Source organism: Oligoflexus sp. (genome assembly GCF_035712445.1).
Classification (GTDB): Bacteria; Bdellovibrionota_B; Oligoflexia; order Oligoflexales; family Oligoflexaceae; genus Oligoflexus.
On sequence record NZ_DASTAT010000134.1, the window covers coordinates 1 to 21,357 of the forward strand.

Sequence of the window (21,357 nt, forward strand, 5' to 3'; positions counted from 1 at the left end):
CTGGTGGGCGTTCACAGATTCGAACTGTGGACCCTTAGCTTGTAAGGCTAATGCTCTAACCAACTGAGCTAAACGCCCGATCCTCAAACGAGGAATGGGTTATCGCAGAATTCAAAAGTACTGTCAACCCACTTCTTCCTCGTCCTCTTCGTCATGGTCAGAGGCGGCTTCTGGGCTCAGATTCCATCCGTCTTCGGTCACTGCGGCGTTGTTCTGCTCTTTGGTGACAGGTCCCTGAGGTGTGCGGCGCACAAGCTTTTGGGGGCCTTGGGTTTCATTGAGCAGACTGTCCCGCTTGGGATCGGATTTCTTGGTAGCCTCGGGTGCCCAGGCGTCAGACTCCGCAGACTCGTCATCATCTTTTTCGACAGGGGCTGCGGGGCTATCGTCGTTGGCTGCGACGGCCCATTCATCAGCGCCGTCGCCATCGCCGTCGCCATCGCCGTCACCATCTTTATCGTCATCCTCGGACTTGCCCTTGGATTTTTTGGACGCGGGCATATTCCAGGAGGCTTTGTCGTCGTTGCCTTCGTCCTGATCATCATCGTCGTCCGTTTTTTTCCGCCAGAAAAGACCTTTGCGTTTGGGTTTGCTCTTTTCGATCGTGCCGGCCTTCGGCAGGATCTCGGAGAGTCGCGCCTCTTCAGTCATTTCCGGTTCATCATCGTTTTGGCTCAAAGGCTGTTTCCGACTCATCTGACTTGAATGGGGACGTGACGCTGTGATCGGCGGCTCGCTCACCGGTTCAGCAGGCGGCGCATACTGTGGCATTGCGGATACCGTAGTGGGAACCGATGCCGCGAACGATGGCGCTGCTGGAGCAGGGAACGCTTGAGCTGCAGGTGCTGCAGCCTTCTGCACATAGGCTGGTTGCGGCTGGCCATTGGCGACGAAGCTGGCTGTTGTTGCTTGATCCTGGGCAAACTGTGCGTTCACAGGCACGGTACCTTCCGGAATGGAAGCCGGAGGTGCAGGAGGAGATTGCATGGCTGCTGCTTGAGGTACAGCGGGAGCCACGAAAGGATGTTGAGACACCGGCTGTTGATCCTGCGGATAAGCTGCAGGAGCAGCGTGCGGGTAGCCTGCCGTCGACGGAGGCTGCGGCATCGCATGGGGCGGCATGCCTGCTGCATTCTGCGGGTATGGTGCCGGGTTTTGCGGAGCCTGCATTGCATGCTGCTGCGAAACAGGTTGCGCAATCGGACCGTTATTCGAGGGCATTCCCGGATGCATGGCGTGCGCTGGATTCACTCCCTGCGGATTCACTGCATGTCCAGGCGCTCCCTGAGGCATAGTTTGAGCTGGGTTTATTGCATGTGCAGGCATTCCGGGATTCACCGCATGAGCAGGCGTTCCCTGATGCATCGTTTGAGTTGGGTTCATTGCATTCGCAGGCATTCCCGGATGCATGGCGTGCGCTGGATTCATACCCTGCGGATTCACCGCCTGAGCAGGCGCCTCTTGATGCATAGTTTGAGCTGGGTTCATTGCATTTGCAGGCATTCCCGGATTCATACCCTGCGGGTTCACCGCATGTCCCGGCACTCCCTGATGCATAGATTGAGTTGGGTCGATTGCATTCGAGGGCACTCCCGGATGCATAGCATGCGAAGGATTTACGCCCTGCATTCCCTGTGGATTTACCGCATGGGATGGCGTTCCAGGATGCGCGCCCTGTGAAGCATTCGCAGGCATTCCCTGATGCGCATGCGGCATGGCATGAGTTCCCTGCGCATGACCCGCCTGAGCAGGAGCACCTTGTTGCATGGCTTGCGACGGATTATTTCCATACGCAGGCGCACCAGGCTGCATAGCTTGCGAAGGATTTCCATAAGCCGGCGCACCAGGCTGCATAGTCTGCGAAGGATTATTCCCATATGCCGGCATTCCCGGATCCATAGACTGTGGAGGCATCCCTGGATGTGCAGGCTGAGATGGATTCATGGAATTCACAGGCATTCCAGGATGCATACCTTGTCCAGGCATCCCCGGATGCATCGGCCCCGGCTGAGCCATGCTCTGTGCGGGCATACCCGGGTGCATCGGTTGTGATGCATTCATCCCCTGCCCAGGTTGGGCCTGCGGCGGCGGAACGGGAGCAACATTCATTCCCTGCATAGGATGATGATGGGAAATCGGCGGCGGCTGCGACACAGGCTGCTGTGAGACCGGCGGTGGCGGCTGATGCCGAGGGGCGGCAGCAGCTGCTTCCTGCCGACGTTTCCGAGCAGGGTGCAGGGATTTTTCCAAAGTGGAAATAGGCACCACATCCGATACCTCGGGCTCATCATCTTCATCAAAATGCGAACTCTGAACCTGCGAAACCTTGGCCGCAGCCTTCGATTGCGGTTTCGAAGGCGCCCACTCATCATCACCCACATGCGAGTCCGCATGCGTAGCCGGCGAATGACGGCTGTAATACTGGGACTCCTCATCCCGCGTGATTTCCTTATTATCCTCGTCCTCGATTCTCTGACCCAGCTTCGCCATACGACGCGCCCGCAGGAAACGAAGGGTGAACCAACCCAAAATCACCAGAAGCACCGCGCCGCCACCAATGACAAAACCACGCCATCTCCAAGGCGGACGGGAATCGAGCTGCGCAGAATGCATGGATGTATAGGCAATGGCAAGACCGGGCGAGCTCTCATCTTCAAACACTTTGGCGATATCGGTATAGGTCATCACGAAGTGATTGGTCGCCGAGCTGATCAGAATATGCATCTGCATGATGGGAACGTCATCATATTGAAACTCGGTGTAATAAAGGATCGAAGGATCCCCAGTCTCCAAACGCTGAATGGCTGCATCACGCAGATGATAACCCGTCACGCGATTGGACATCTTGCCGAACTTCTCGACAATAAGGTCCCCATACTCTTTCATGGTCACTTCATCAATATAACGAAGCTTACTGAAGACCATGACCTGAATGGTCGGCTGATAGGTTTGATTCGGCTGCTTGGGTGCCTCGAAGAGCAGCGACGAGCCGTGCGAATTCTTATGCACCATCCAGCCATTCGGCGGAACAATGCTGAACCCGACATCAGGAATCTCTATGCGCTCGCCTGTTGCAACCTTCGGCTCTTCCTTGGGCTCATCCTTGGCTGCGGGCGGACGCGGCGGCTGGGGTGGCCCCTCGGCGCGAAGTCCGGGCATGATGCTGCCAAGGAGTAGACCAATCAAAATCAGCTGTTTCATAGTAAACCCTTATACGGAGCGAGCCAGTTTCAGCTCGGCAAAGACCTGGGCAAAGGATTGATCATCCAACGTGAAGCTGCGAACGCTGTCTTCGATCCATACCAAGGCCGAGTCATCAATTTCGTAAAGTCCGTAACGATGAGGGCCATCATCCGGCAGACGATCCTTCTGGTTGCCCTCGATCTCGAGAGGAATCGACACTTCCAAGCGCATCTGAAGTTTTAAAACGGTTTGCCAGCGGTGCGTGGGATGCCACTCAGGGTCCGTCAGGGCCTTGTAGATGGCATTCAAGCGCCAGATCCCCACGTCATCACTATCAGCGACGCGGCTTTCCGAAACGAACATGCAAACATCTCCGGCCTTCACATAAGGACCCATGGCCCGGTGCAAATATTCAATGCGGTGCTCGGGTTTATGGTAAAGCTCATAACACTGCTTGGCTGAAAGTTTAACGATCCAGTGCCGGCCTGAGCTTGGCACTTCATCGGTGTCATGCAATCGCAAGAGAAGCTCCTGTGGATAGTCGGTGGGCAAGCCTTGGGATTTCAGACGCAGACGCGCCTTCTCCAGATAGTACTCGCTGCGCTTTCTGAGCTTGTCCGACATCGACTTACGCCCGCCTTGCAGAAGAGTCGCCCCAATCATGCAGAGGACGTCAGGATCCCCTTCCTGGCCTCGACGATTGAGTTTCAAAAACTCTTCCAGAGCGGTGCGATTGCGATCGATCAGATATGAGGTATAGGCGAAGTAGAATTGATACTGGCTGTTCAAAGGAAAGCTTTCCCGCAGGAAACGGGCGAACTGCCAGGCTTTGCGGAACTGCTTCGCGCTGAATTGCTTGTGGAAGCCGATTTCCGCCTGCAAAGGGCTGTCGCCGATGCGATCGTCGATGGTGCTCAGAACCTTGCGGGTGAACGTAGTGTCCTGCTGACGAACGCCGAAAAGAGCGGCGCGACGCAGCACGAAATAATCCACGCTGGTCTTGATGAGGCCTTTGGCCAGCTGCAATTGATCGTCATCCGATAGATCCGTGCCCAGCACCAAAGACAGCTCGCGGACATAAGGATCCGCCCCATGGCGCTCCAGTTTGCGCAGAAGGATGCGGCCGGCTTCCAGCTCACCCAATTCATAATGAATCAAACCCGTCAGGGCATAGAGCCCAATCCAGGTCGGATGCTGATAGTTGATGTTTCTTTGAATGTGGCGCTGCAGAATGCGCAGACTGCTCTCGTCCTGGTCATCGGCCAGAGCTTCGATCCACAGGCGATAATAGGGGTGTGGTTGCTGCGATTTCCCTTCCGCAAGTCGTTCACTTAAAAGGGAAAGAGCGCCCTCCTTTTCATTTTGCCAATAGAGCCGGAGGGCTTGAAGGTATTCCTGATCAGGACTATGCATCCTGCTGTTTTTCTGATTTCTAACCATCCGAACCTCCTGGGGGCTGTCCTGCGTAAAGCACGCAGAAGACCTATCGGACCAGGAGATCGGAACTTTAGCTTAACAGGGCGAAATATCTGACTAATTTTTGCCCAGCGCCGGGCGTTTTTTGCCTGGCGCTTGAGCTTTTTTTTAGCTGGCGATTTGAGCGGCAGGGGATTCCTGATTCATAAAGGGCATTTCCAGAACGCTGGCGTAATCAGGCTGAACGGCCGGCATTGCATGCAGTTCCTCGGAACGCTCGATCAGAAGATCGCGCAGTTCACGATAGCAACCCTCACAGATGGGTTGGCCAAACGTTCTTTGTTCGACCTCTCCCCAAATCGTGAGTGCTTTCCAGGCATGTGTACTGAACTCGCGTTGACGACTTTTCTTAGCCTCGCAACATACACTGCATGAATTGGTAACTGACTTGCGCATGCCCCCGTCTCCTTTCTGAAATCAGATAAAAAAATTCCACCGCTCGCTCATCAGTCAGGTGCTGATGATGCAGGCTCTGACGAAACCAGACATGACCACAGTTCTGGAGGTGCGAAAGCCTCAAGGTGCTGGGCGACATGCGCTAAGCCGCATCAGAATTTTTAGTTATGTGTTGTGCTCGTGCTTCATTTTCCACATCCCGCACTCCAAGTCAACAAAAAATGTTGCGCTCAGAGCGAGCGATTCGCAGAGATTTCGCTTGGATAAACCCGAAAAATAAAGATGGGAAGAAGAAGGTATAAGGCCTTGTGAAACACAAGGCCTGCAGCGTTTCAGTTGATTCCGCGGTAGGGTTCCTTGTCGAAGTAGTACCGCATGATCTCCTGCTTGATATTGTGGAAGCGGAGATTTTCAATGCGATGGGTCAGCAGTGGTTTCCAGACTTCATTCGCCTGCTGGTAGGCTCCGTTCCGATATTTGACGAGGCCGCGCAGATAGATGACTTCCGGATCCCGATCGCCTTCATTGTCTTCCAGATAGACTTCGGCCTGCCGCACTTTACCCAGTTTTAAGAGTCCATGGGCCAAAACCCTTAAAGGCCGCTTATCGTGGGTGAGACCCAGGTCCAAAGCGAGTTTTGCATATTCAACCGCTTTTTCCAGCTGGGTGCCTCTCCAGATATAGCAGTCGGCCTGCTCCAGATAAGCCTTGGCTCTTTGTTTATCTTTGAGAGAGGGAATCATGAGCATCTGATCAAACCACATGCTCGCGGTTTCCAGCTGCCAGAGATCCTTGAAGAGTACACCGAGCGACCAGTAAATCTCGGGACTATCGAAATTGGTATTCAGAAGTTTCAGAAGGTCGTAGATCGCCTGCCTCGCGTCATAGGCCGATGCCGCCTGCACAAGGCGCATCAGCACCAGATCCTGGCCGTCACCATAGAGGAAACGCAGTTTTTCCCGGGCATACACGAGAGCGATCTGCCGCGTACCGACCAGGGCCCTTGTCTTGGCATCGTATTCAGCCCAGTTCAATTCCGATTCATCGCTCTCGGCGAGCTTTTTCAGGGTTATGTCGGTCACATCAAATTCCACTTTGCCGCGAGCCAGCTCAGAAAGGTTCCGCACCTGAAGGACGAGATAGGCGATATTCCAGGGATCACGCTGCAGAACCTGATGCAGCTGATCCAGGCTGTTTTGAAACTGCCCCATGCGGAACTCATAATTCGCGTGCAGCCAGTGCAGCTCGCAGAGTTCCTCCTCGCTCATCTTGTCATTGCGGTTGATGTTTTCCAGAATGAGCTTGGCCTGATCGGGATCACCAAATTGCATCATGAAGGCCGCGTATTTCAAAGTCGTGATGCGACTGTTCGAATCCAGCTCATACATCCGATGGAAATGCTTGGCGGCCTTGTCCTTGTTGCCCAGGCGCAGATAAACTTCGCCCATGTGACCCTGAACATCGGGATCTTCGGGGAATTTTGCCACCAGGGAATGAAGGAGGCTCAGGAGTTCGACCTTTTCCGATGGCGCATCGACCAGCTTTTTCAGCCGCTCTTTATTAATTAGATAATCTTCGACATTCACCTTGGCCAGTCTCAGCTTGGAGACAAGCAGGCAAAAGCGGATTTCCGGTTGATCGGGATGCGCGCGATAGGCTTCGGTGAAAAGCTGATGGGCAAGCTCCACTTCACCCATCGACAGGAACTGCCCGCCGATTTTCTGGATGACCTCCGGACTTGCCGCCTCGGCTTTCAGGATCTTCCGGTACATATCGAGCGAAAGATTGAACTCGCCGAATTCTTCCAGAACTTTGGCTGAAAAATAGAGGACGCCTTCGGATAGCATCTGATCATCGAGGATGCGGTGCGCGACCAGACGGGACTGCGAACGGCGCTGCTCGGCCAGAGTGCGATCGCCGCGCATGTCCGCGACACGAGCTGTGGCTAGGCGTTCAAAGAGCTGAATTTCAGGCGGGCAGATGCCCTTGTTTTCCATCCACCACTCGGAGAGGGTTTGAATGGCCATCTCCGCCGCATCGAAATCATTTCGATCCATGAATTCGTTGGACAGACGGCGATGGGTTTCAAAGTTCCCATAGACGTTATAGGGAGCCATTTCTTCGAAGAGGAAGAAATACTGATCCCCTTTCTTGTCATCATGCGCCTGGTAACAGATCTGACTCAAACCAAAGTATCCCGGATACCAGTTGGGATCGAGGTTCACGCACTGCTCATAGTTGAAGCGGCTGCGTTCCAGATTGTTCTCGATTTCCATGCAGAAGCCGATGCCATAGTAGATGGCAGGATGAGGTCCGACAGTCCGCAGAAGGGCCTGCAGGCGGATCAGGGCTTCCTTGTTTTCGATGAATTCACCATGCTGTTCGACGAAGATGAGGGCGATGCGGTAGGTAACGCTTTCGGACTCCTTCTCCAGAGCCTCTTCGTAAACCTTGCGCAGATGGGCGAGGTTGTCGAGCTTGGTAGCGAGTTCGACTCGCCGCAGGTGCAGAAGAAGATCATCGCGATAGGCATCGCTGTTCACAAGATCTTCGATCATTCGTTCGGCCCGATCGTAAGCCTTCACAAATATGTATTTGTTGGCTTCGTCGAGCTGGGGATTGCTGGAATGCGTTGGCGTCATACGGCTTACCTCACCCGCTTTCCAGGCTTATCGACTGTGGTTTTTGAAACTAAAACAGCGGGGACCAAAAGGTCTTTACGAATGCGGCAAGATTCATAGGGGAGTCAATGGAATCAGGGTCTTGAAGCCCTCTTTTCAAGGGCCTTTCTGCCAAAACGTTAAAAAAAGGAAAAATTTCTGTGGGGATTTCGCGCCTACGAAAAGACGAGGCGCAAAGTCTTACGGTAGAGGAGGGCGCGGATCACAAGGACGAGCAGCCAGACACCGGCTGCAATCCAGGCGCTTTTTTCCGGCAGAATATGTCGTTCCAAAAGGACGATCAGCGCCCAGCCCAGAATCAATCGTCCCAGGCGGCGCCGTACGCTGCGATCGGAACCAAACAGTCCGCTGCGCCATGAAAAAGGCGCTGCGACTGGTTCCCGGCGATAGGGAAAAATCGTGGGCACCAGCGCGGGAACGAATTTTCCATAGCGAAAGGCGGCCAGGTTCTGGCGACGTCTTTGCGCTTCCTCATGATAAAGATCGAAGTAATAAAGAAGAGGCAGAATCCCCAAACTGAAAAGAAGGCCTGGGAACGACCGCGCCCCGAGGCTCAAGCCGATGGCCAAAAGCCAAAGGCTCAGGCGCAAAGGATGCCTGACGAAACGAAAGGGCCCTACGACTCCGGTTTCCTGGGCGGGCTGCATATAACCCTGAACCCAAAAGAGAAGGGCCAGGGCCACCAGGGATATCGAACCGCCGATCCACAGCGACAGCGTATCCGGTGCCGCGCCGATGAGCGTGATCAAAAGGATCAAATCTTCGATACAGAGAAAAGGCAGCGCCGTTCCTAAACGCTGCTGGGCGCGGAGGAGACGTTCACGGGAGGATTGACCGAAGGACGCCAGCGTTTGTAATTCCATAGCCACTGCTCAGGGTAGAGGCGGATCACGGATTCGATGGAGTTCGCCATTTTCTGCGTCAGCTCAATTTCATCGCTTAGGCCATGATCAGCAGGAACGATCAGCTTCTGGATTATTCTATATTGCAAAACCCCGGTCCGCATACAAAAAACCGCCAGGATCGGCGAACCCATGCGAATCGAGAGTTTCGCCGGACCGCTGACGAACTCGGTAGGCTGGTCGAAGAATTGAACCACAGGACCCACCCGACCTTCAGGCTTCTGATCCATCACAAAACCAAGGCATTCGCCAGCTTTGAGGATCTTCAGCATGTCCTTCAGCAGATTTCTGCTATCGGTCCAAAGCACCGCGGTATTCATGCGCTGCCGCAGATCATCGAGGATTATTGTCAGTTCAGGGAGCTTCGAGGGTTTGGCGAGGGCATTGAAGCGGCGTCCGCTCGCCCGCGCGGTATAACGGGCGACGAATTCCCAATTGCCAAGATGCGCCGTGACTATGATCAGCCCTTTGCCGGCGGCCATCAGTTCCTGCGTGCTTGCGGCAAGGCCATCCAGCCCTTCCACGACGACAGGATCTTTTTTCGAGAGATTGGCGCGCAGCGTTTCCATGAGCACGCACCACTGCGAGCGGAAGACCTGTTTTTGAAAGGATTGGGAGAAGGAGCTGTGAGGCGGCAGCGCATAGACGCGCTGCACGTTGCTGGCGATCAGCTTTTGATCACGTTTCAAAAAGCGCGCGCCCAAAAACCCCACGGCGCGCGAGGTCCATGGAATCCAGCCCGCGGGCACGGACGCGACCGTGCGGAGCACAGCTTTCAAAAGAACTGTGATCAGACGGGAACGAAAACTCACGCGCGCTCCGCCCTTTTTTGCAAGGCTTTGGCGTAAAACTCATTGGCGCGATACGACGAGCGTACCAAAGGCCCCGAGGCGCAGGTTAAAAAACCCAGCTCATCGGCGATGCGTGCCAGCTCATCAAACTGCTTCGGTTCCACGAATTCCTTGATGGCCAGATGCTTCTTGGACGGACGCATGTACTGACCGATGGTGAGGAAGTCGACCTGATGCTCACGCAGATCCTTGAGCGCCTGCACGACTTCTTCCATGGTTTCGCCAAGGCCCAGCATAAGAGCGCTTTTGGTGAAGACAGGATAGGGAGCGAGTTCTTTCACGCGCGCCAGAACCTGAAGCGACTGACGGTACGAAGCCCGAGCATCCCGCACGCGCGGGGTCAGGCGCTCGACCGTTTCGATATTGTGCGCGAAGACTTCCATTTTCGCGCTCAGGACGACTTCGAGTGAACTGTCCTTGCCCTGGAAATCACCGCCCAAAAATTCAAGCAGGGTTTCGGGAGACTTTTCCCGAATGGCCTCGAAGACCGATTTGATATGCGCCGCACCACCGTCCGGCAGATCATCGCGGTCAACCATTGTCAAAACAGCATATTTAAGGCGCATCATGGCCACGCTCTGCGCGGTTTTTTCGCCTTCATGCGGGTCGAGCCAGCCGTTCGGATTGCCGGTTTTCACATTGCAAAAGCGGCAGCCACGGGTGCAGGTATCACCCAGGATCATGAATGTCGCTGTGTTGGTGGCCCAGCATTCGTTAATATTCGGGCATTTGGCTTCTTCGCAGACCGTATAAAGGTTCTTGGAGCGCAGATCGCGCTTGATATCGAAGAAGACATCCCCGGTTGGGATTTTGGTTTTCAGCCATTCCGGCTTATTGATATGCAGAGGAGCTGGTTTTTGCACAGCATCGGCGTTGTCAGTCACGACGTAACCCCTTGATCATTGGGCTGCGGGCAGCGTTGGCACGAACAGCCGCACATTATCACTGAAGTCCAGCGATTGCCAGTGGAGGATGGTCGCCTTTTGGCTCATTCCATGTTAGAAGCTGTCCTCCCTGGTATTATCAAAGAGGAACCGTTTTATGTCCAAATTTTCCCTGCCCACGAATCCGGATACGCTTCTGACCAGCAGACGCAGTTATTCCATCTGGGCAAAAACGGTAGCCAGCCTTGCCAAGACTCCAAGGAGCCTCGACCGTCCGCGGAATGAGGTTTCGGATCTCGATCTTACCGCCGCGGTGATTCCCGCCATGCGGAAGGAAATCATCGAGCTTTGGGAAGCTTTCACACTGAATCGTTCGGAAGTTTCGCGCTACCTCATGGACCCAAAAAAGGAAGCGCTGACCTATTTGCTGGGCTTTCACCTTTCAAACCTTGCGCGTACGCAGGGGATGCTGAGGCGCACAGAGCATCGCATGGGATTGATCAGCTGGCTGCGGCAGCAGCCCCGCTCTCTGCACATCGAGGATCTCGGTTGCGGCACGGGTGCTCTGACGTTCGCGACGCTCGACCTTATTTTCCGCGATGAAAAGAAGATACCCTGCTCGATCGAGCTGGTGGATAAATCGAAGGCCTTCCTGGACGCTGCGACCCTGGGTCTACAGGAACTCAATCGCGAGGCCACCCTGGTCACCCGCCAGCAGCGTTTGGATGAATATCTGAGCCGCGAAAGTCGCAAAGCGGACGAGGCGAACGAGAGCATAGTCTGGTATCAGCTCGGTTACGTTTGGAATGAAATCGCCCATAATCCGAAAACAGCACAGGCGATGCTTCGTCACCTGGCGCAGGGACTCCAGCAGGGTCGCCGTTTGATCACCTTGATCGAGCCGGCCACGCAGGATCTATCCCGCGCTGCCCAGCAGTTCCGTGATGAACTCTGCGCGATGGGCTATCAGGTTCTGTACCCCTGTCCGCACAGTTCCAATTGTCCGATGCTCGAACGAGCCCGCGACTGGTGCTACAGTGAGTGGGAATGGCAGCAGCCGCCGCTGATGCAGAAAATTGATCGCATCCTGGATATCGACCGTCGTCGCCTCGGTGCTTCCGCTTATGTCTTTGCAAGTCCCGATATCGTCATGGCCCTTCGGACCATGAAAAATACCGACGGCCCGAGCGCGGTCGTGGTCGGCCGTCCTTTGGACGAGAAGGCCGGGCGTTCCAATACGCGGAAATTCAGCTATCTTCTGTGTACCGATGCGGGACTGGTGAAAGAGCCGGTGGATGCCGGCTCTGAGCGTCTGCGCGGGGTGGTTTGGAATCGTATGGAAAAGCCCAAGGTGACTCCGGTGAATGCACCGAAGAAACCTGATGAGCCGGCGAAGAAGGCGAAGGCTGGATCAAAGACTACCGGCAAGCCTCAGAAAACCGAGCCGGCGCCCAAATCAAAGACTATCGGCAAGCCTCAGAAAACCGAGCCGACGCAAAAATCAAAGACTGTCCGCAAGCCTCAGAAAACCCGCAAATGATTCCGGATAAGGTGCGGTCACCTCCACAGGGGCCGCATCCTTGGTCGGTTGAAACCGAATGCTGGCCGCGTGAAGCAGCTGATGCGAAGCGGCCTGCAGAAGTTCATCCGGCAGCTTATGCCGTTTGCCTTCTCCATAAACCTTATCCCCGACAATGGGATGACCCGCTTCATCCAAATGCACGCGAATCTGATGACTACGGCCTGTGATCGGGCGACAGGTGACGAGGGACACGCGGTGCTGCGGCCAAGCCTTGATCACTTCAAAATAAGTCTGCGATGACTTGCCGCCGGATTTAACGACCTTCACCTTGCCACTATTCGGCTGAATCGCACTCAGCATGCACTTCATTTCAAAAGCTTTCTCCACCACGCCCCACGCGATGGCATGATAGGTCTTTTGAATCGTATGCTGGCGGAACTGGTCGGTAAGGAAAGTCATCGTGTCCTTGTTGGTCGCGATGACAAGAGCGCCCGTCGTATCCTTGTCGAGGCGGTGGACCAATTGCAGGTCCATTTCCTTGTGACCCATCTCGCCCAGTAATTTTTCGAGCAGCGGAATCACATGCAGAACAGCCTGATCACGAGTCGCCTGCGAGGGCAGGCCCGCGGGCTTGTTGATGATGATGATGTCGTTTTCGAAGTAAAGAATATCCTCGGGCTTCAGACTCAGGGCTTCTTTTTTGCCCGGCTCGAAGAGTTTTTCGTTATATTCCACATCAATACGATCGCCTTTGCCCACAGTTTTGGAGGCAATGCGGACCCGCTTTTTATTCACATAGGCGCCACCCATATCGACAATGGCTTTGGCGCGGCGGCGGGAAAGACCAGGGATCGAATCGGAAATGGCTGCATCAAGACGCATGCCGTTCAAACGGTAACTGACCTGAATGGAATGCCTTTCCATGAAAACGAGACTCCTTGGTAATCCGGAATAAAGGGCAGCAAGTGTTATCATTCTGGCTGGGAATAGTCAAGTTTCTGGATTTTCAGGCGATCTTTCGGTAAAACCGAACGGATGAACCTTAATCGAGTCTGACATGTCCGTGTTTCCCATTGATCCTTTTCTCCATGATATCGCGGCCTCTTTGCAGAAAAACCCCGCTGTTCTTTTGAAGGCCGAGCCCGGTGCGGGTAAAACCACGCGGGTGCCGCAGGCCCTTCTGCAGAAGTTTCAGAGGATCCTCGTGGTCCAGCCGCGGCGCCTTGCGGCAAAGCTGGCGGCGGAGTGGGTGGCCGAACAGTCGGGCGGTCCCTGCGGACAGCTGGTCGGCTATCAGATTCGTTTGGAGAATAAAAGCAGCCCGGCCACGCGCCTGCTCTTCGTCACGGAAGGGGTTCTGACGCGTAAACTCCTGCAGGATCCTGAGCTGCGGGATTTTGATGTCGTGATCCTCGATGAGTTTCACGAAAGGCATATTCATACCGATATAGCGCTCGCTCTTCTGCGAAGTCTTCAGACCCGCCGTACGGACCTTAAGCTTTTGATCATGTCGGCAACTCTCGACACAGGCGCGTTGGAACAGTATCTGGATGGAGCGCAGGTCTTCAATGTGCCGGGCCGCACCTTTCCTGTGGCCTTGGAATATTTTCCGGGCGCGAGTCAGTCGTCTTTGGAGGAGCAGGTTTATTCGGCCACAGCGCGAATGCTGGAGGATGAACGCTGCGGCGGGAATATTCTCATCTTTCTGAGCGGACTTGCCGAGATTCAGCGCTGTACGGAAAGGCTGAAAAGCGGACTCGGTTCCCGTGCCGATTGGATTCCTTTGACGGCCGATCTTGCGGGAAACTATCGTCTGCTTCTGCAGAACACTTCGGTTCCTAAAGTGGTGCTGGCTACGAACGTCGCGGAAACATCGGTGACCCTGCCCGGTATTCGCGGAGTCATTGACACCGGCAAAGCCAAGGTTTCAGGATATGCTCCATGGAGCGGACTGCCGACCCTCGAAACGCAGAAGGTGAGCCAGGCGTCCTGTATTCAAAGAATGGGACGGGCAGGCCGTATTGCTCCGGGTATTTGCTATCGACTGTTCAGTGCGATTGATTTCAACGGTCGGCAGAAATTCACAGAGCCCGAGATCAAACGCATTGATCTGTGTCAGACACTCTTGGAAGTGCAGGCGATCCAGCCTCATGAAAAGAAGGCCTGGGAAACGCTCCCCTGGTTTGAAGCGCCTGATGATGCGATTTTGCAGCATAACCTTCAGCTTCTGCAGTCCCTGGGGGCCTTCGATGCCGCTGGGCATTTAACGGCTGATGGCCGTTTCATGGCTGATTTCCCGCTGCATCCGCGTCTTGGCCGCATCATGCTGGAAGGCAGAAAGCAAGGGATACCTGGCGCTGCTTTGCTGGCAGCTCTTTTGATCGGTGAAGGGATGCTGCTGCGCGGTGATGAAAATGCGCGGGATCATCTGGACTGCGACGTCACCTATCAGATGGAACTTTTTTTACAGGCCATTCTGAAAAAACCTGGGGCGCGCCGTGATCTTGATTTTGCGAAGATGCAAAGGCTGCGGCAGCTCTATGACAATATGCGGCGCATCTGTGATGCAGAGCCGCTTCAGAATCTGGATCCTCTGGATGGCCCGCGCATTCGCAGAGCTATTTTTGCAGGATTTGCGGACCGGGTCGCGAAGTATCGACCCGCGGCGAGTCAGGCCGGGCATCGGAAGCAGCGGCATTTTAATTTCTGTCTGGGACGCGGAGCGGTGCTGAATGAGTCTTCGGTTGTTCGCGACCGCGAGTGGCTGGTGGCGATCGATGCGCGGGAGACTTTAAGCGAAGAGGCGGATACACAGCGCGGGCGGATTTTTGTGGCGTCGGCTGTCGAAACGTCGTGGCTTAAGGACGATCCTTTTCACCTCCTGCAGAATGCTCTTGATGTTCGTCTGGATGAAAAGACCGGCCGGGCGCGGAAGGTGACGAGCCTCAATTATGGTCGCCTCGTTCTGGAGGAGACGGTGGAGCAGGCTGATGCCGCCGCCATCGAGGAGCTGCTGCTCGGAACAGTGCGGCAGCGGTGGCCTGAGGCTTTTCCTGATCTTTCGGAATTTCATTCGTATCATAAAAAAGTCGAGATCCTCGACCGCCACAATTTTTCGCATAAACTGCCGCGTTTTGAAGGCGATATGCTGGAACTTCTGCTGGCGTACCTTTGTGAAGGCGCGCGATCCCTGGCCGATGTCACGGGCCGCAGCCTGCGGCAGGCGATCGAAGAGCAGCTGGATTATGATGACATTCTTCTTCTGCAGCAGCAGTGCCCGGATCACGTCAGCCTGAAGAACGGTAAAAAATTCCGCATTCATTATGAAGAGCCGGGCGAGCCCTGGATCGAAGGACGCATTCAGGAATTTTTCGGACAACCCGTGACGCCGCGTATTTGTTCCGACCGTCAGCCGCTGCTTTTGAAACTCCTGGCCCCCAGCCGCCGACCCGCGCAAATTACCCAGGACCTTGCAGGATTTTGGCAGGGCAGCTATCACGAGGTGAAAAAGGAGCTGAAAAGACGCTATCCCAAGCATGCCTGGCCGGATGATCCGGTCAATGAAAAGCCTCCGGAGCCACGCCCGCGTCCTTCGTGATGGGATGGCTGTCCGCCTCCCGCAGACGCGCCCGCGTCCTAGGCTGTCCGCCTCCCGCAGACGCGCCCGCGTCCTAGGCTGTCCGCCTCCCGCAGACGCGCCCGCGTCCTAGGCTGTCCGCCTCCCGCAGTCATCTCTTTCACCTGAGCGCGGGTCTTCCCGACTCGCGGACGGCACTTTCACCTGAGCATGGCACTTCTTTCCAGATTCCTCTATAGTACCCGCCTGGCCGCAGGACTTATGTGGCGATGTGGCATATATGCTGGAAGGAGAGGTTTCGAATGTCCGGAAAACGCAAAATAGTGATCACAGCGGCGCTTCCCTATGCGAATGGCCCGGTTCATATCGGTCATTTGGTGGAACATTGCATGGTTGATTTCTGGGCGCGTTTCCAAAGGATGCGGGGCCACGACTGCTACTTCATCTGTGCCGATGATACCCACGGAACTCCGGTGATGGTCAACGCCCGTAAACAAGGCGTGACGCCTGAACAGTTGGTGGAAACCGCGCGCGTCGAACACGTGCGTGACCTCAATGGTTTTGAAATTCTTTATGACAACTACGGCTCGACCAACAGCGCGTCGAATAAAAAAATCTCGGATCGCATTTTCCTCGCGCTCAAGGAAAAAGGTCATATCGAAACCAAAACCCTGCAGCAGGCCTACTGCGAACACGATAAAATGTTCCTGCCTGATCGTTTCGTCAAGGGCACCTGTCCCCGCTGCGGCACTCCCGATCAGTACGGCGACGGCTGCGAAGTCTGCAGTGCGGTCTATGGCACCGACGAACTGAAAAATCCCCGCTGTGTTCTTTGCGGCAACCCTCCGGTGCAAAGAGCCAGCGAGAATGTTTTCGTCAAGCTGAACGACTTCAAAAACTTTCTGAAGGAATGGGTTCCCGAGCACAACAGCCAGGAGATCACCAAAAAGCTCAGCGAGTGGCTCAAGGACGATCTGCAGTCCTGGTGCATCTCGCGCGACAAACCGTATTTCGGCTTTGAAATCCCGGGCTATCCCGACAAGTTTTTCTATGTCTGGTTCGATGCGCCCATCGGTTACCTCGCATCACTCGACGACTATGCCCGCGCCCGCAGCAAGACCTTCGAGGACTACTGGAATAGCCACGAGATCTATCACTGCATCGGCAAGGACATTATCTATCACCACAGCCTCTTCTGGCCTTCGATGCTGAAAGCGGCCGGCCTCAACACACCGACCCAGGTGATGGTGCACGGCATGCTCCAGGTCAACGGCGCGAAGATGAGTAAATCACGCGGCACCAATATTTCGGCGGGAACCTATCTCAAGCATCTCGATCCGAATTATCTGCGCTATTACCTTGCATGCAAAATGTCCTCGTCGATCGACGACTTCGATTTGAACTTCGAAGACTTCGTCTCGCGCGTGAATTCGGACCTGATCGGCAAGATCACCAACGTCGCCTCGCGCGGGGCCCAGATGCTGCAAAAACTCGGCGGGAAAATGGGTGCCCTGAGCGAAGAGGGCCGCGCCCTCGTGGTCCAGGCTCAGGCCCTGAGCGAGCAGATCGCCGCGCATTATGAAGAGCGTGATTTCTCGAAGGCCATCATCGCGATCCGTGGGATTGCCGATGAAGCCAACAAATATTTCGACAAGCACGAGCCCTGGAAACTGGTGAAAACGGACGAGGCCGCGACCATTCAGATCCTCACGGGGATTTTGAACCTCTTCCGCATCATGACGGTCTACCTGAAACCCGTGCTGCCCGGATACGCTGCAAAAGTGGAACGCCTCTTCCAGGAAGATGGCTATACCTGGAGCAGCGCGCAGCAGATACTCGAATTCCATGAAATCTCGCCCTATGAGCACCTCGCCAAACGCGTGGAGATGGCTCAGGTTCAGGGCATGCTTGAGGAAGCCAAAGCCCTGGCCGCGGCTTCGATGGAAAAATCCGCACCTTCAGGAGAAGCCGCCTTGAATCTTGCACCAACGATCGGCATCGACGATTTCCAGAAGATCGACCTTCGCGTCGTCAAGATCGTGGATGCCAAGAACGTGGAAGGCGCGGGCAAACTTCTGCAACTGACCCTTGATCTTGGTAACGGTGTCACGCGGAATGTTTTCTCGGGCATCAAATCCACCTATAAGCCCGAGGACCTGATCGGGAAAATGACGGTGATGGTGGCGAACCTCGCACCGCGCAAGATGAAGTTCGGTGTGAGTGAAGGCATGGTCCTGGCTTCGGGTGATGGTGATAAACTCGCTGTCCTCTTTCCAGACAGCAACGCCGTTCCTGGTCAACGCATTAGCTAAAGCAAAGGAGAGCCATGGAGTTGCGACGCTTTTTGGAGCTGAACGAGGCCATGGCTCTGCGGGAACTCCTCGATCAGATCCTTCGTGTGGAAGCCGCCTGGGATGACGAATCCCAGCGTCAGGCCCAACTGCAAAAACTTTTCGAACTGCTCGATGGGGCCGCCCTGCACCGCGGTCCTATCGTCCGCGGCCTCGCGTCCTTGCGTCAGCGCATTCCGGACAATCCAACGTTCCATCAGTTCATGAGTCTTGTCGTTCCCATCGAACGGCAGCACAGTCGCGCCATAGCCGATGGCGATTTTCCTGTTGCCAGCGAAGATCGTCAGGAGCCGAAGGAAGCCCAGCTGATGCCCCTTGTTTTGGTGCTGGATAATCTGCGTTCGGCCTTTAACCTCGGATCCATCTGGCGTCTTGCGGAATGCCTGGGGGTCAGCAAACTTCATCTCACCGGCTATACCGCCACGCCCGATCAGGCCAAGGTCAGCCGGGCCGCGCTCGGAACCGAGCAGCTGGTCGCCTGGGAATGGCATGCGCATCGCGAGGACTGCCTGGAAAAACTTCGCGTCGAAGGTTATGCGCTCTATGCTCTGGAAACCAGTCCGAACGCTGTGCGCCTTGACAGCTTTGCCTTTCCCAAACAGAAGGTCGCCCTTCTTTTGGGAAATGAACGCTATGGTTTTGAATCCGATCTTTTGAAGCGCTGCGATGCGGTGCTGGAGATACCGTGCTGGGGTCGGAAAAATTCCCTTAATGTCGCCGTCACAGCCGGTATCGCTGTTCATGAGCTGCGACGCCAGTGGCTGGCGTCCGGATATCTTAGCACGTAAGCATCACTTGGGTTTTTCTTCCTTCTCGGGTGGTGTTCCCCAGCGTGCAATCGTCGTTGGGAAGCCTTCGTGCTTTTCTCCGTAGGCGAAGATCGAGCGGATATCCACCGGCATCTCACCCGGCTGTGGTCCCCGCTTCTCGGCGAATTCCACGGTATTCGAAGCCAGATCCGCATAACCCGCGCTGGCCTTTTGCAAAGCCCTCTCCAGTTTCTTGCTCAGATCAAATTTTTCACGGCTGGTTTCTGCATCGCGATCCGCATCGCGCAAATCAAAAGTCGCCAGACTCTCGGCCCGCATGGCATCAAGCAGCCGATCGAACTGCTCCTGATCATCGGCATCCAGATCCGACCACTTATAAAGCTTCAATCCTTGTCGATTGCCAATCCAAATGCGTCCCATCACACCGAAAACCTTATCGTTGGAGCTCGGCAGATCCTCCATGACCAGGACGGGATAAACGCGGGTGGGAAAGCCTTTATTCAGCAGTTCATAAACCAGGGTTCCATCGTTGCGAACCCGCACGGCTGCGATCATATTGCCAAAAGGAAAAAAAGGAGCGAGGGAAGTCTTGGACCCATTCACCACCCGCATGCGCGTGCTGTGATTCAGATCCACTTTGCTGATGGCTCGGTTCTGCGGCTTGCGTTTAAAGGTCGTCATCAACTCCCGCACCTGATCAATCCCGATCACCACATTCAAAGCGCTTCCCTGAGTGTAGCCAGCGTGATAAACACCGACCAGTTCAAATTCCCCCGTTTTGCAGGAAACGGCAAACACCGGCGAACCCGAATTGCCCGGAGACAAAAGCGCATCAATGACGAAATCCACGTGATCCCATTCCTTGTATTCGTCATGATCATAGGCGGCGATCACTTTCCCGGCATTGGTTGCTTTAAAAACGCCCAGGGGGAAGCCGCGAACATCGACCACGTTCCGTTCCTTAAGGCCCGAACTGTGCCCGATCTTCCAGGGGAGCACGGGCAATTTGCTTTTGGTCTTGAGAATGCTGATGTCCAGCTGCGGATCAGAGACGACGCGCGTCAGCTGAATATCGTCACGATCGAAGCTATCGCTTTCATCATCGACGATCTTCACCGAATCGGCCACGCGCTTGCAACCCGCCGGCACATCATCGGCCGGATTCTGCTCATCAGTGACATTGGGCCAATCCGAAACATGCTCGTTGGTCATCACATAGGTTTCGCCATTCTGCGTTTTATAGGCGAAGGCCGTGCCGTGGCCTATGACTTTGCGCTTTTTCTTGCGGATATTCCCATCCGGTCCATAGGAAGGGCATTCATAGGTAGCCATGGTTCTTATGCAAAAGGTATAGGACGGCACCTGTTGTTCCAGTTCCCTGGCCTTGGGATTCAAAGCCGACAGGTCATCCGCATATTCATTGGTGCAGTATGGTCCTGGTGCAACCGCGGCATCGTTTTTGACCTCGGCCTGGGATTGCGGCCCTTCTTCGACGGCCGCCACGGACAGGCCAGGGACGAGCAAAGAAAGGACATAGGCCCATTGACGAAATGCTGACATGTTTTCCTCCTCGTGAATGGCATCGCTCTGCGACCATCCTTTATACCATAGTCACAGGTGGGAGGCTGGGATTCCCAATGCCCCTTGTCAAATAGACCTATCCTGCAGGCCTTGTCAAAAAGGTGAAAAGCCGCTACACAAGGACTTTGCGCCATTAGGACTTTTGAATCATGAGTGATCGCATCCGCCGTCTGGCTTCCTACGTTCGTCCGCACAGCGTTCTTTATGACCTCTGCTGCGATCACGGTTACATTGGTTTGACGGCCTGGGATCAAAAGCCGCTGGCTGGCCTTGTCTTTGTCGATCAAAGTCCGAATGCTCTGCGAGCCGTGCATGAGGCTTTGAAGGAACGGCAGCTCACAGAGGATCCTCGGGTCCAGGTCATCACAGGACTCGCCGAGAATCTTCAGATCAACGGCGACAGTCCCTGTGATTTTGTGATGGCCGGCGTTGGCATTCGCACGATCGTGACGATTATCCGGGAACTATTTCCCTCGGGTCCCGGTCCGCATCGTCTGATCATCTGTCCTGAGAAAAATTCGCTTGAGCTCCGCAGCTTTTTACAGACACAGAAACTTGGAGTCGTGGCCGAGGATGTGGTGATGGAAGCTGAACGTTTTCGTGAAATTATAGTTTTGGAAGAAAAAGGCGGTCCCATTCACCTGCTCGGTGAAGGTTACGTGGGTCGTGAGGATCCTCATGTTCAGAACTTTGTAAAGTCGCTTCGGGCCTGGCACGCGGCGGTGACCAAAAAAAGAGAAGCCCGCTCAGCCCCTTGAAGAAGAGGCGGATCAACCTTGGGTGAAGGACGCGTCAGGGTTGCCATCGAACCATCGACATGCAGCTCCCTTACTCCGCAGCCTTTTCCTCGCCCTTTTCCTTACTGTTATCAAACGCGTCGTAGACCTGAGAATTCAGACCTCCGACATAGCTCATCGAGCGGGTGATCCCGATGATGGCTCCCAGAATGATAATCACGGCAACTCCCATGACGATCATCCCGCGTCGGCGCCCGGCGGCACCAAAGTTCTTCTCGTAACGTTCAAGCAGTTCGGCTGAAGGTTTGGATTCGGGTTGCATAAGCAAGCCCTCCCAAATGAGTTGTTGGTTCCCGTACTCTGTATCGGAGCTGCTGCCGCGAAAAGTGATAAAGCGGGTTTTCAGCCTATGATTTCCGAGGGATAATGGCGGTTATTTAAACTTC

At 54.9% G+C, this 21,357-nt stretch carries 15 protein-coding genes and 1 tRNA gene; 5 read left to right on the top strand and 11 right to left on the bottom strand.

Annotated elements, in window-relative coordinates; all coding sequences use genetic code 11:
• Window position 1: 1 nt before the first annotated feature.
• From VFO10_RS28070 to lipA, 8 genes are all read right to left on the bottom strand, one after another.
• Window positions 2–78 (bottom strand) — tRNA-Val (locus VFO10_RS28070).
• A 45-nt stretch (window positions 79–123) separates the two neighbouring features.
• Window positions 124–3,201, bottom strand: coding sequence for a hypothetical protein (locus VFO10_RS28075; protein ID WP_325145338.1), 3,078 nt, complete (start codon window positions 3,199–3,201; stop codon window positions 124–126).
• Window positions 3,202–3,210: 9 nt separating this feature from the next.
• Window positions 3,211–4,623, bottom strand: coding sequence for a hypothetical protein (locus VFO10_RS28080; RefSeq protein ID WP_325145339.1), 1,413 nt, complete (start codon window positions 4,621–4,623; stop codon window positions 3,211–3,213).
• Window positions 4,624–4,767: 144 nt separating this feature from the next.
• Window positions 4,768–5,055: a hypothetical protein gene (locus VFO10_RS28085; RefSeq protein WP_325145340.1), complete on the bottom strand. Its 288-nt coding sequence runs from the start codon at window positions 5,053–5,055 to the stop codon at window positions 4,768–4,770.
• Between the two features lie 332 nt (window positions 5,056–5,387).
• The gene (locus tag VFO10_RS28090) at window positions 5,388–7,697 is read right to left on the bottom strand and encodes a hypothetical protein (protein WP_325145341.1); all 2,310 of its coding nucleotides are present in this window, start codon (window positions 7,695–7,697) and stop codon (window positions 5,388–5,390) included.
• A 194-nt stretch (window positions 7,698–7,891) separates the two neighbouring features.
• Window positions 7,892–8,599, bottom strand: coding sequence for a hypothetical protein (locus tag VFO10_RS28095; protein ID WP_325145342.1), 708 nt, complete (start codon window positions 8,597–8,599; stop codon window positions 7,892–7,894).
• The gene (locus VFO10_RS28100) at window positions 8,527–9,450 is read right to left on the bottom strand and encodes a lysophospholipid acyltransferase family protein (protein WP_325145343.1); all 924 of its coding nucleotides are present in this window, start codon (window positions 9,448–9,450) and stop codon (window positions 8,527–8,529) included. The genes VFO10_RS28095 and VFO10_RS28100 overlap by 73 nt, the downstream gene beginning before the upstream one ends.
• Window positions 9,447–10,373: a lipoyl synthase gene (lipA, locus tag VFO10_RS28105; protein ID WP_325145344.1), complete on the bottom strand. Its 927-nt coding sequence runs from the start codon at window positions 10,371–10,373 to the stop codon at window positions 9,447–9,449. The genes VFO10_RS28100 and lipA overlap by 4 nt, the downstream gene beginning before the upstream one ends.
• 157 nt (window positions 10,374–10,530) lie before the next feature.
• On the opposite strand from lipA, the gene VFO10_RS28110 reads away from it, so the two are divergent.
• Window positions 10,531–11,913, top strand: coding sequence for a small ribosomal subunit Rsm22 family protein (locus VFO10_RS28110; protein WP_325145345.1), 1,383 nt, complete (start codon window positions 10,531–10,533; stop codon window positions 11,911–11,913).
• Here VFO10_RS28110 and VFO10_RS28115 read toward each other — a convergent pair.
• Window positions 11,875–12,819: an RluA family pseudouridine synthase gene (locus tag VFO10_RS28115; protein ID WP_325145346.1), complete on the bottom strand. Its 945-nt coding sequence runs from the start codon at window positions 12,817–12,819 to the stop codon at window positions 11,875–11,877. The two genes, VFO10_RS28110 and VFO10_RS28115, sit on opposite strands and share 39 nt — an antisense overlap.
• Window positions 12,820–12,952: 133 nt before the next feature.
• Here VFO10_RS28115 and hrpB point away from each other — a divergent pair, with 133 nt between their 5' ends.
• The 3 genes from hrpB (at window position 12,953) to VFO10_RS28130 (ending at window position 18,611) form a co-directional block, all read left to right on the top strand.
• The gene (gene hrpB, locus VFO10_RS28120; RefSeq protein ID WP_325145347.1) at window positions 12,953–15,493 is read left to right on the top strand and encodes an ATP-dependent helicase HrpB; all 2,541 of its coding nucleotides are present in this window, start codon (window positions 12,953–12,955) and stop codon (window positions 15,491–15,493) included.
• A gap of 281 nt (window positions 15,494–15,774) precedes the next feature.
• A complete protein-coding gene (gene metG, locus VFO10_RS28125) occupies window positions 15,775–17,784 on the top strand; it encodes a methionine--tRNA ligase (protein WP_325145348.1) in 2,010 nt (669 codons plus the stop codon).
• 14 nt (window positions 17,785–17,798) lie between these two features.
• Window positions 17,799–18,611, top strand: coding sequence for an RNA methyltransferase (locus VFO10_RS28130; protein WP_325145349.1), 813 nt, complete (start codon window positions 17,799–17,801; stop codon window positions 18,609–18,611).
• A gap of 3 nt (window positions 18,612–18,614) precedes the next feature.
• On the opposite strand, the gene VFO10_RS28135 is transcribed toward VFO10_RS28130, so the two are convergent.
• On the bottom strand, window positions 18,615–20,153 hold the full coding sequence (locus tag VFO10_RS28135; protein ID WP_325145350.1) for a serine protease: 1,539 nt from the start codon (window positions 20,151–20,153) through the stop codon (window positions 18,615–18,617).
• Window positions 20,154–20,323: 170 nt separating this feature from the next.
• Between VFO10_RS28135 and VFO10_RS28140 the strand changes: the two genes are divergently transcribed.
• Window positions 20,324–20,932 (top strand): tRNA (adenine(22)-N(1))-methyltransferase TrmK, encoded by a 609-nt coding sequence (locus VFO10_RS28140; RefSeq protein WP_325145351.1) that lies wholly within the window; start codon window positions 20,324–20,326, stop codon window positions 20,930–20,932.
• A gap of 70 nt (window positions 20,933–21,002) precedes the next feature.
• Here the strand turns inward: VFO10_RS28140 and VFO10_RS28145 are convergent, their stop codons facing one another.
• Window positions 21,003–21,233, bottom strand: coding sequence for a hypothetical protein (locus VFO10_RS28145; RefSeq protein ID WP_325145352.1), 231 nt, complete (start codon window positions 21,231–21,233; stop codon window positions 21,003–21,005).
• Window positions 21,234–21,357: the final 124 nt, after the last annotated feature.